This window comes from Mesorhizobium sp. M2C.T.Ca.TU.002.02.1.1, from assembly GCF_003997225.1.
Genome location: NZ_RZTO01000108.1, coordinates 1 through 11292, shown reverse-complemented (window position 1 = coordinate 11292; position 11292 = coordinate 1). Strand labels below are relative to the sequence as shown.

Here is an 11292-nt window from a genome sequence, read left to right as displayed (position 1 = left end):
ATCCTGAAACATTCGCTCGGCGAGCATCCCGCCCCGGTCGCGGCGGACAGCCCATTCTTCCGGCAATGGTGCGAACGGGCCTTGGGCGAAGGCGGCGACGTCACCTCGAAACTGTTTGCCATCCGCGCCGCCGGGCTTCTGCAGGACTTGCAGTCCGCCGACGCGGCGGCATGCCTGTCCGGGCTTCTGATCGGCGGCGAGATCGCCTCGGCTAAGCGGCGCTACGGCGCAAGCGAGGCGCCGGTCGTGCTGGTCGCCTCAGGCGCGCTGGCGACGCTTTATGGCGCGGCGCTCGGCCTTGCCGGCCTTGCTTTTCGCACGGTCGACGCCGATGAAGCGGTGCGCGCCGGCCTCGCCGAGGCCGCGCGCGAGAACGGCATGATTGGAGGCGCTTCATGAGCCAGACCGCACCCTTTCCGAAGCTCAAGCGCGGCCTGGTCGCCATCTTGCGCGGTCTCAAGCCGTCCGAGGCCGTGGCGATCGGCCGGGCGATCCATGACGCCGGCATCGAGGCGATCGAGGTGCCGCTCAATTCGCCGGAGCCGTTCGTCTCCATTGCCGATCTGGTCAAGGCGCTGCCGCAAACCGCGCTGATCGGCGCCGGCACGGTGCTGACCGCCGCCGATGTCGACGCCCTGCACAAGGCCGGCGGCAAGTTGCTGGTCAGTCCGCACATCGATGCCGAGGTCATGGGCCGCGCCATGCATCATGGCATGGTGACGATGCCGGGCGTGTTCACGCCCACCGAGGCCTTCCAGGCGATCCGGTTAGGAGCCTCGGCGCTGAAATTCTTCCCTGCGAGCGTGCTTGGATCGAGCGGCATTGCGGCGGTGCGCGCGGTGCTGCCGCCCACAACCCTGATCGGTGCGGTCGGCGGCGTCTCGGACAAGGACTTTGCCGGCTACAAGGCGGTCGGCGTCAGCATCTTTGGCCTAGGGTCCAGCCTCTACAAGCCGGGCGCGTCGGTCGAGGACGTCGCGCTGCGCGCCCGCGCCGCGGTCGCCGCCTGGGACGAAGCCTTCGGAGGATGACGATGGACGGCGTTTCGGTTTTTTCCGACCATATCTGCGAACTTGGCGAAGGCCCGAGCTACGATCCCGCCACCGACACTTTGTTCTGGTTCGACATCGTCAACGGCAAGCTCCTGGAAAAGCCGCTCGCCGGCGCGCTGAAAATCCATGATCTCGGCGTCATGGCCAGCGCCATCGCCGTCATCGACGACGAGCGCCAGCTCATCGCCACCGAGACCGGCCTGCAGGTCCGGGACGTCAGGACCGGCAGGCTGACGCTGCACACGCCGATCGAGGCCGACAACCCGCTGACACGCTCCAACGATTCGCGCGTTCATCCCTGTGGCGCCTTCTGGGTAGGCACGATGGGCAAGGGCGAGGAGAAGGGCGCCGGCTCGATCTACTGGTTCTTCAAGGGCGAATTGCGCCGGCTGTTTTCGGGCATCACCGTCTCGAATTCCATCTGCTTCTCGGAGGACGGCAAAATCGCCTACTACACCGACACAGCGACTGGGCTGCTGATGCGCGTCGCCTGCGATCCGGCGACCGGTCTGCCGGCCGGCGAAGTGAAAGTGTTCGTCGATCACCGCTCCTCGAAAGGCTATATCGACGGTTCGGTCGTCGACCGCGACGGCGTGCTGTGGAACGCCGTCTGGGGCGGCAAGGCGGTGAAGGCCTATGCGCCGGACGGTACGCTGCTGCGCGAGATCGCCATGCCGGTGACGCAGGCTTCCTGCCCCGCCTTTGTCGGCGCGAAAGCCGATCGCCTCGCCGTGACCTCGGCCTGGAGCGGCAAGGACGAGAAACAGCGCGCTCTCGATCCGCAGGCCGGGATGACCTTCCTGCTCGATATCCCGGTCAACGGCCGCTTCGAGCCGCGCGTGCTGATCGCTTAGTTCCTAGACACAGGGATTTTGAAAGGTTGCCGGCTGTCGGCAGGCAAGGTTTTACCGTTCATTCTATAGAATCAGCGCAAACGTAGGAGATTGGCGGAAGCCTCTTGACCTCGTCATTCCAGGGCGGAGCAGCCGCGAAGCGGCGTCGCGGAGACCCTGGAATCCATTCCGTGACCTTGATCGAAGGGCGCAGCGGTGCAGAATTCTGCACCGTGAGCGGCGCTTCGACGTAACGGAATGGATCCTCGGGTCTGCGCGCGTCGCTTCGCTCCTTGCTCCGCCCGTGGATGACGATCGTGATGCGCGTTTCGGCTAGTCTCCAAGGCATGCCGCCCTAAAGGCAAATGTAGCCGGCGGTCAGATCCGTGCTGGGGAATTAGAGCAATCTTCGCCGTAGTGTCCCATCCGGAATTGCATCAAAACAAGAGACGCGGCGGCTGGCTTACTGTCACGCAACCGCCCTGGGCCGGTCGGTTTCCCGCAAGCCGGCCGTTGCGGCCATGCGATGGTAGCGCCTGATTTCGCCCGGAGCATTCGATGCCGCAGCCGACGCTGATCCTTGTCTACGAACCGGAAAGGCCCTGTTTCGACCGGCTCGTCGCCGCCGGCTATCCAACGGAGCGCGCCATCGAGATCTCCTCCTATCTGGCGCAGTCGACCGACCTCGCCCCGGAGTTCAACCTGCTCGCGGCGGCTTGCGGGAAGCGGGGGCTCGCTTTCAAGGCTGTCGAGCTCGACAATGCGGCGCCGGTTCTGGCGAAGGCCGATCCCGCGAGCACGCTGGTCTGGACGCTGACCGACGGCATAGCCTATTTCCGCGGCGGGGCGGCACCCGCAATGGCCCGCCTCAACGGCCTGCGCACCATCGGCGCCGACGATTCGCTGTTCGCGCTCTGCCAGGACAAGCTTCGCTCCGGCGCCGTGCTCGGCGCGCTCGGCCTGCCGGTGCCGGCAGCAGGCCTCGCGCGCAATGGCGCATGGCTGGTCGAGCCGCCGGCCTCGCCGAAAGGCTGGTTCGTCAAGCCCAACCGGCTGGGCGCCAAGATCGGCATCTGGCCGGATTCGCGCATCGGCGATCTCGGCCACGCGCTGGAGCTTAGCCGGCGTGTCTTTTCCCACTATCGCGACGATGTCGTCGTGCAGCCCTATGTCGCCGGCCGTAATGTGCGAGCGAGCTTCCTTGGATTGAAGCCCGAAACCGGCGTCGAGGCCTTGGGCGTCTTCTTCGTCGATTCCGGCGGCGATTTCCAGACCATGGCCGACTCGATGGTGCTTTATGGCGACACCGGCCAGGCGGCGAAGGATGCGGGCACCTATGTCGAGCCGGAACTGGAGGCCGTGGGCGCCAGCCAGCCGGAGGCGGACCGGAAAATCCGCGCCATCGCGCAAGGGCTGATCGGCGGCCTTGGCTTGCGGGATGTCTTTTCCATCGATTTCAGGGTCGAGGCCGACGACACCGTGCACCTCATCGAGTTCGAGGTCTGCCCCGGCCTGCCCTGCTTCGATTTCCGCGACTATTGCCGCAGGGAGTGGGGCATGAGCCTAGCCGACGCGATGGCCGAGACGGCAGCGAGCCGGTTGCGGTCGTGACCCTCATGATTGGCTGAGACCTAACGACTTCGTCATTCCAGGCTCTGCGCTGCGTCGCTACGCTCCTTGCTCCACCCGTGGATGACGAAATGATGGACGTTCCGACGAATCTCCAATGAACCGCGGGCGCCTTGCTGTCTCCGCCGCTCGCACGGACCCGCATTGCAACACCCGCGCCTTGACGCTTGGTTCTTCGCCTCTACTGTCGCGGCTCTGTCAACGAGAGCCGCGCAATGAGCACAACGCCCGTCAGCGTTCAAAATCTCCACCATCACTTGAAGCGCATGAGCGGGCGCGACCCGCATGAGACGCATCGCGTCGCCACGCCGCTCGAGCTGCTCTTCGACCTGACCTTCGTCACCGCTTTCGGCCTTGCCGCCTCGCAGCTGGCGCACGCCCTGGCCGAAGGCCATTACGCGGTCGGCCTGTTCGGCTTCGGCTTCGCCGGCTTCGCCATCTGCTGGGCCTGGATCAATTTCTCCTGGTTCGCTTCGGCCTATGACACCGACGACTGGCTTTTCCGCCTCATCACCATGGTGCAGATGATCGGCGTGCTGGTGCTGGCCATCGGCCTGCCGCGCATGTTCGCCTCGATCGAGCATGGCGAGCATCTCGACAATTCCATCATGGTGCTGGGCTACGTCATCATGCGCGTCGCCATGATCTTCCAGTGGCTGCGCGCGGCCAGGCAGGATCCGGCGCGGCGCGACATCTGCCTCACCTATGTCACGGCCATCGCCGTCGCCCAGATCGGCTGGGTGGTGCAGATCCTGGCCGATTTTTCGATCGCCACCAGCGCCGTGCTCGCCATCATCCTTTTGCTGGTCGAGCTCGCCGGGCCCGTGCTCGCCGAGCGCAGGAACGGCGGCACGCCCTGGCACGCGCATCACATGGCCGAACGCTACAGCCTGTTCGCCATCATCGCGCTCGGCGAAGGAGTCGTCGGCACGCTGGCCTCGCTGTCGGCCGTGGTCGAGGAGCAGGGCTGGAACCTCGATGCCGCCCTTGTCGGCGTCGCCGGCACCGGTCTCACCTTCGGCATGTGGTGGTGCTACTACATGCTGCCGTCGGCGCCGGTGCTGCATGCGCACCGCGACCGCTCATTCGTCTGGGGCTACGGCCAGATGGTCATCGTGGCCGCGATCGTCGCCACCGGCGCCGGCCTGCATGTCGCGGCCTATTTCATCGAGCACAAGGCCCAGATCGGGCCGCTGGCGACACTGCTCTCGACCGCGATCCCGCTGACCATTTTCCTGGGCGGGATCTATGCGCTCTACTATTACCTCGTGCAGCGCTTCGACCCGTTCCACATCTGGCTGCTGCTGGCCACGGCGGCGGTCGCCGCGCTCGCCGTCGCCGCCGCCATTGCCGGCGTGGACATGGCGGTGTGCCTGATCATCCTGACGCTGGCGCCGGCGGTCACCGTCGTCGGCTACGAAATCCATGGTCATCGCCACCAGGCGGAATCGCTCGCCATGGACGAGCGGCACACGCTGCACTGACGAAGGGGCGAGGGCTTTAGCGCGTCACGCAATTCCGGACGGAAAACCGCTCACACTTTTCCTGGAATTGCTCTAGATGCCCTCGACCAGCACAATCTCGCCGTCGGCCACTTTCTGGCGGATGGCGACGGCGCGCTGGTATTCCGGCGAGTGGTAGCATTCATGCGCCGCCGCCAGCGATTCGAACTCGATGATGACGTTGCGGGCGCGCCCCGGACCCTCGGCCTTTTCGTGCTCGCCGCCGCGCGCCAGGAACTTCGCGCCGAAGCGGTCGAAGGCGAGCTTCGCGGCCGCGACATAGTCCTTGTAGCCCTCGGCGTCGCGCACATCGACACGGGCGATCCAATATCCCTTGGGCATTCTTCTTCTCCTGTTTGCGTTGTCCGAACGAGGACTGGTCCTCAGGCCGACAGCATTTCTGCGAGGATCGCCTCGGCCGCCGCGCGCCGGTCCGGCGCGGCGACGATCGGCCGACCGACGACCAGGTGGCTGGAGCCGTTGCGGATCGCCTGCGCCGGGCTCACCACGCGCTTCTGATCGCCATGGTCGCTGCCCGACGGCCGGATACCCGGCGTCACCACCGCCAGGTCGGGGCCGACGATGCGGCGCACCGCTTCGGCCTCCTCGGCCGAGCAGACGACGCCGCCCATGCCGGCATGCAGCGCCTGTTCGGAGCGCCTGAGCACCAGCGTGTGCGGGTCGTATTCATAACCGGCGTCGATCACGTCCTGCTCGTCCATCGAGGTCAGCACCGTCACGCCGAGCAGGCAGAGCTCGCTGCCCCTGGCCGCCTCGACCGCCGCTCTCATGGTTTTGGGATAGGCGTGCAGCGTCAGCATCGTCATGCCCATCTTGACGATGTTCTCGACACCCTTGGCCACCGTGTTGTCGATGTCGAGCAGCTTCATGTCGAGGAACACTTTGGTGCCGCCGCTGGCAAGCTCCCGCGCGAAGTCGAGCCCGCCGGCGAAGGCGAGCTGGTAACCGATCTTGTAGAACGAGATGGCGCCTTCGAGCTCGCGCACCGCCTTCTCGGCTTCCTTCAGTGTCGGCACGTCGAGCCCGACGATCAACCTGTCCCGCATCGTGTCGGCCTCCGCGAAATTGATCACGCCTCGATCCGGGTGGACAGCATGCGCGAGGTTTCGATCAGTGTACGGCATAGGCGCTCCATCGATTGGTGTAGTCTGGCGTCCCTGAATTGTCCGTCCTCGGCGAAGGCTTCGCCGGCCTCGGAGACCGAGCATTCGGGCGTGATCACCTCCATCTGGCAACGCACCAGCACCGCGCGCAGATGGTTGATGCAGCGTATGCCGGCGAATTTGCCTTCCGAGGACGAGCAGAGAGCGACGGGTTTGCCGGAGAGCGGCCTGAACGTACGGCTGCCCTCGCGGCGTATCCGGCTCACCCAGTCGATCGCGTTCTTGAGCAGCGGCGGGATCGAGCCGTTATATTCGGGCGTCGCGATCAGCAGCCCGTCATGCGCGGCGATCTGACGGCCGAGCTTGACGGCGTTCTCGGGGATGCCTTTTTCCTTTTCCAGGTCCTCGTCCATGATCGGCAGCGGATAGTCGCGGAGCGAGATGCGCGTCACCTCCGCGCCCTGCATGGCGAGCTCCTTCTGCGCCACATCGGCCGTCCGGCCGCTATAGGCGCCGGTGCGGACCGAGCCGGCGAAGACGAGGATTCGTGGGATCACTGCCATTGGCCACCCTTGTTCGGGGACAGGTACAGGCAAGGGGAGCGCAAATCAACGGCTGGGTGAGGGAATGGGGGAGTAGGGCAGTAGGGCAGTAGGGGTAAGAAGTGGGAACAAGTCCGGGATTGAACTCGGCCCGTCCGTCCCCTACTGCCCTATTGCCTTATTCCCCTACTCCCCTCCCATCTAATGCGCCGCGCGCCGATAAATCCACAGCTGCGTCGGCGGGATGTTGCGGAAGATGAAATCGAAATGCTCGACCGTGTAGTCGCCGCGCCCGGCCGGGATCGGCGACAGCGGGCCATAGGTGAGCTGCACGATAGGCCGTCCGGCGGGAATGCGATCGAGCAGGCTTTCGACATAGGCGATGCGCCGGGCGACCGGGAAATTGAGCAGCGGCACGCCGGAGACGACCGAATCGAACACCATGTCGCGCTTGTCGCCGAGCGTGGCGTTGAGATTGAAGGCGTCTCCCTCGATCACGTTGACGCCGGGATAGAGCCCGCGCAGATGGCGCACGAAGTCGGTCGAATATTCGACCGCGTAGAGGTTTTCGGGCTTCACGCCCTGAGCGAGGATGGCGCGGGTGATGACGCCGGTGCCGGGGCCGACCTCGAGCACAGGCAGGCCGGATCTCGGATTGACGATCGACGCCATCTTGCGGGCGGTGATGGAACTGGTGGGAACGATCGAGCCGACCGTCTTCGGCTTGTCGATCCAGCCTTTGAAGAACTTCAGCTCGTCGTCGAATTTTTCGGCCAGCGCTTTGCGCAACCCGGGACTACGTGCCATCACGAGCTCTCCTCAATGCTCCGCCCCCGACCCGCTACTTAGCAGGTGGGTGGGACAAGGCAAGGCGTCAAGCTGGCATAAGGTGTTGATGACGCTTGGGAAGCGGATCGCGCCTTCCCATGCCGTGCGAAATGCGGGGCTGCGGCGGTCAGCTCTCGCCGAACGATTCGAAGAAGTCCTTCATGCGCGCGAAGAAGCCGCTCGACTGGGGCGAATTATCCTTCGAGGAGAGTTGCTCGAACTCTTCCAGCAATTCGCGCTGGCGGCGCGTCAGGTTCTGCGGCGTCTCGACCGCCGTCTGGATATAGAGGTCGCCGACATTGGGCTGGCGCAGCACCGGCATGCCCTTGCCCTTCAAGCGGAACTGGCGGCCGTTCTGGGTGCCTTCCGGCACCTTCACCTTGGTTTGCGTGCCGTCGAGCGTGGTGACCTCGAAGGAACCGCCAAGGGCGGCCGTCGTCATCGAGATCGGCACCTTGCAATAGAGATCGGCGCCGTCGCGCTGGAAGAATTCGTGCGGCTTGACCGCGAGGAAGATATAGAGGTCGCCGGACGGTCCGCCGCGCAGGCCCGCCTCGCCCTCATTGGCAAGCCGGATGCGGGTGCCGTCCTCGATGCCGGCCGGGATGTTGACCGACAGCGAGCGCTCCTCGGTGACGCGGCCCTGGCCGGCGCATTTCGGGCAGGGATCCTTGATCGTCTGGCCGCGGCCCTGGCATTGCGGGCAGGTGCGCTCGATCGAGAAGAAGCCTTGCGTGGCGCGCACCTTGCCGTGGCCGTGGCACATGGCGCAGGTCACCGGCTGCGTGCCGGGCTTGGCGCCGCTGCCGGAGCATTCCGAGCAGGAGATGGAAGCCGGCACGTGGATCTGCGCGGTCTTGCCGGAGAAAGCTTCTTCCAGCGTGATTTCCATGTTGTAGCGCAGGTCGGCTCCGCGCTCGCGACCGCCGGAGGAACGGCGCTGCCGGCCGCCCATCATGTCGCCGAAAATATCCTCGAAGATGTCGGCGAAGCCGCCCGCGCCGAAGCCGTGCGCGGCGCCGTTCATGCCGCCCTCGAAGGCAGCGTGGCCGAAGCGGTCATAGGCGGCCCGCTTCTGCGGGTCCTTTAGCGTCTCGTACGCTTCGTTGATTTCCTTGAACTTGTGCTCGCAGGCATGGTCGCCGGGGTTGCGGTCGGGATGGAACTGCATGGCGAGCTTGCGGAAAGCGCTCTTGAGTTCCTTGTCGTCGGCGCCTTTTTGCACGCCCAGCGTTTCGTAGAAATCAGCTTTCATTTTTTCCCGCTGTCCGGATGCTCAATGTCTTCAAGCATTGTTGGCAATTTTTGCCGGCATGGTCTTGGATTTAGGAGCGATGTTTCCCGGATGCTAGTGCCAGGCCGGGCCAGCTCCGGGTTTTTCCGTCACTTTTTCGATTCGGGTTGCAAAAAAGCCCGGCCTTGCGCCGGGCTTTTGCACTCATTCGCCGTCAGCCGGCTCAGGCCGACTTCTTCTTGTCGTCGTCTTCGTCGATTTCCTCGAAGTCGGCGTCGACCACGTCCGAATCCTTGGCGGCATCCGCCTTGGCATCGGCTTCGGCCGCTTCCTTCTGCGAGGCCTCGTACATGGCCTGGCCGAGCTTCATCGAAACCTCGGCGAGCGACTGCGACTTGGCCTCGATGTCGGCCGGATCGTCGCCCTCGGCAGCAGTCTTAAGCGCGGCGATTGCGTCCGAGATCGCGGTGCGGTCAGCCTCCGAGACCTTGTCGCCATAGTCCTTGAGCGACTTCTCGGACGAATGCATCAGCGCCTCGGCCTGGTTGCGGGCCTCGACGAGGGCACGGCGCTTCTTGTCCGTCTCGGCGTTGGCCTCGGCGTCCTTCACCATCTTCTCGATATCGGCGTCGGACAGACCGCCCGAAGCCTGGATGCGGATCTGGTGCTCCTTGCCGGTGCCCTTGTCCTTGGCCGAGACGTTGACGATGCCGTTGGCGTCGATGTCGAAGGTGACCTCGATCTGCGGCACGCCGCGCGGAGCCGGCGGGATGCCGACCAGGTCGAACTGGCCGAGCAGCTTGTTGTCCGCCGCCATTTCGCGCTCGCCCTGGAAGACGCGGATCGTCACCGCCGACTGCGAATCCTCGGCGGTCGAGAAGGTCTGGCTCTTCTTGGTCGGGATCGTCGTGTTGCGCTCGATCAGCCTGGTGAACACGCCACCCAGCGTCTCGATGCCCAGCGACAGCGGCGTCACGTCGAGCAGCAGGACATCCTTGACGTCGCCCTGCAGCACGCCGGCCTGGATGGCGGCGCCGAGCGCCACGACCTCATCCGGATTGACGCCCTTGTGCGGCTCCTTGCCGAAGAACTGCTTCACGATCTCCTGGATCTTGGGCATGCGGGTCATGCCGCCGACCAGGACCACTTCGTCGATCTCCGCGGCCTTCAGGCCGGCATCCTTGAGCGCCGCCTTGCAGGGCTCGATGGTGCGCTGCACGAGGTCCTCGACCAGGCTTTCGAACTTCGCCCGGGTAAGCTTCATCGTCAGGTGCTTCGGCCCGGTGGCGTCGGCGGTGATGAAGGGCAGGTTGATCTCGGTCTGCGTCGTCGACGACAGCTCGATCTTGGCCTTTTCCGCGGCTTCCTTGAGCCGCTGCAGGGCAAGCTTGTCGTTCTTCAGGTCGATGCCCTGTTCCTTCTTGAACTCGGCCGCCAGATATTCGACGAGCCGCATGTCGAAGTCCTCGCCGCCGAGGAAGGTGTCGCCATTGGTCGACTTCACCTCGAACACGCCGTCGCCGATTTCGAGCACCGAAATGTCGAAGGTGCCGCCGCCAAGGTCATAGACGGCGATGGTCTTGCCGTCCTTCTTTTCCAGGCCGTAGGCAAGTGCTGCGGCCGTCGGCTCGTTGATGATGCGCAGCACCTCGAGACCGGCGATTCGGCCGGCGTCCTTGGTCGCCTGGCGCTGAGCGTCGTTGAAATAGGCCGGAACGGTGATGACCGCCTTCTCGACCTTCTCGCCGAGATAGGCTTCCGCCGTCTCCTTCATCTTCTGCAGGATCATGGCCGAGATCTGGCTGGGCGACTGCTTCTTGCCGCCGGCCTCGACCCAGGCGTCGCCATTGTCGCCCTTGACGATCTTGTAGGGGACAAGCTTCTTGTCCTTCTCCGTCACCGGGTCGTCATAGCGGCGGCCGATCAGGCGCTTGACCGCGAAGATGGTGTTTTCCGGATTGGTGACCGCCTGGCGCTTGGCCGGCTGGCCGACGAGACGTTCGCCGTCGCTCGAGATGGCGACGATGGAAGGCGTCGTGCGCGCGCCTTCAGCGTTCTCGATCACCTTCGGGTCCTTGCCATCCATGATGGCGACACAGGAATTGGTGGTGCCGAGATCGATACCGATAACTTTTGCCATTGTTCTAGTCTCTCCTCTAAGCAGGCTCTCAGGACCCTTGAAAAGGCGTTCCGACGAAAGCCCCTGTTCACAAGAAATCCCGTCATGGTCCCGCTTTTCGGGCCCGGACGGCTGGCGCGTATATAAGAACAGGCGACACAAGGCGCAAGCATTCTGCGCAAGCTGTCTGTCGTCTTGGCAGCGACCGGAAGAAAGCTGCCACGCTTTGCGCCAAAGCCGCTCTCGGATCGGTCTATCCTGCTGTTCCAGCTTGGTTTTTTTGAAGCGGTGCCGCTTAGGCCGCGCGGAGCTGCCGACCGGCAAGGTCGGGACTTGCCGTTTCGGGCGTGACTTTCGGTCGCGAAAGAGCGGAAAATCGGCATTGCGGCGACCCCCCGCGCATCGGCGGCAAGCTATCGCGAGCACCTC

The 11292-nt window shown here is 64.7% G+C and carries 11 protein-coding genes; 5 read left to right on the top strand and 6 right to left on the bottom strand.

Annotated elements, in window-relative coordinates; all coding sequences use genetic code 11:
- The 5 genes from EOD07_RS08550 to EOD07_RS08530 all read left to right on the top strand — a co-directional run.
- Nucleotides 1-399: 2-dehydro-3-deoxygalactonokinase (locus tag EOD07_RS08550; protein WP_206519440.1), on the top strand; the 399-nt coding region annotated here is incomplete at its 5' end.
- Nucleotides 396-1031, top strand: a complete 636-nt coding sequence (locus tag EOD07_RS08545) for a 2-dehydro-3-deoxy-6-phosphogalactonate aldolase (RefSeq protein WP_127235075.1) — start codon at nt 396-398, stop codon at nt 1029-1031. The genes EOD07_RS08550 and EOD07_RS08545, both read left to right, overlap by 4 nt.
- Nucleotides 1028-1906, top strand: a complete 879-nt coding sequence (locus tag EOD07_RS08540) for an SMP-30/gluconolactonase/LRE family protein (protein WP_041010099.1) — start codon at nt 1028-1030, stop codon at nt 1904-1906. Before EOD07_RS08545 ends, EOD07_RS08540 begins: the two co-directional genes overlap by 4 nt.
- A 537-nt stretch (nt 1907-2443) precedes the next feature.
- A complete protein-coding gene (locus EOD07_RS08535) occupies nt 2444-3496 on the top strand; it encodes a D-alanine:D-lactate ligase-like protein (protein WP_127235072.1) in 1053 nt (350 codons plus the stop codon).
- Between the two features lie 233 nt (nt 3497-3729).
- Complete coding sequence (locus EOD07_RS08530) at nt 3730-4998, top strand: low temperature requirement protein A (RefSeq protein ID WP_206519439.1); 1269 nt, start codon at nt 3730-3732, stop codon at nt 4996-4998.
- Between the two features lie 72 nt (nt 4999-5070).
- Here EOD07_RS08530 and EOD07_RS08525 read toward each other — a convergent pair whose 3' ends face one another.
- The 6 genes from EOD07_RS08525 to dnaK all read right to left on the bottom strand — a co-directional run bounded on the left by EOD07_RS08525 (nt 5071) and on the right by dnaK (nt 10884).
- Entirely contained in the window at nt 5071-5358 is a 288-nt protein-coding gene (locus EOD07_RS08525; RefSeq protein WP_127235069.1) for a DUF1330 domain-containing protein, read from the bottom strand.
- A 41-nt stretch (nt 5359-5399) separates the two neighbouring features.
- Complete coding sequence (gene pyrF, locus EOD07_RS08520) at nt 5400-6083, bottom strand: orotidine-5'-phosphate decarboxylase (protein WP_127235078.1); 684 nt, start codon at nt 6081-6083, stop codon at nt 5400-5402.
- A 23-nt stretch (nt 6084-6106) separates the two neighbouring features.
- Nucleotides 6107-6703: an NADPH-dependent FMN reductase gene (locus tag EOD07_RS08515; RefSeq protein ID WP_127235066.1), complete on the bottom strand. Its 597-nt coding sequence runs from the start codon at nt 6701-6703 to the stop codon at nt 6107-6109.
- Nucleotides 6704-6883: 180 nt separating this feature from the next.
- Entirely contained in the window at nt 6884-7489 is a 606-nt protein-coding gene (gene pmtA / locus EOD07_RS08510; protein WP_127235063.1) for a phospholipid N-methyltransferase PmtA, read from the bottom strand.
- Between the two features lie 148 nt (nt 7490-7637).
- Nucleotides 7638-8765, bottom strand: a complete 1128-nt coding sequence (gene dnaJ / locus EOD07_RS08505; RefSeq protein WP_127235061.1) for a molecular chaperone DnaJ — start codon at nt 8763-8765, stop codon at nt 7638-7640.
- A 202-nt stretch (nt 8766-8967) separates the two neighbouring features.
- Nucleotides 8968-10884 carry a molecular chaperone DnaK gene (dnaK, locus tag EOD07_RS08500; RefSeq protein ID WP_127235058.1) on the bottom strand — a complete coding sequence of 639 codons (1917 nt, stop codon included), beginning with the start codon at nt 10882-10884 and terminating at the stop codon, nt 8968-8970.
- Between the last annotated feature and the right edge of the window lie 408 nt (nt 10885-11292).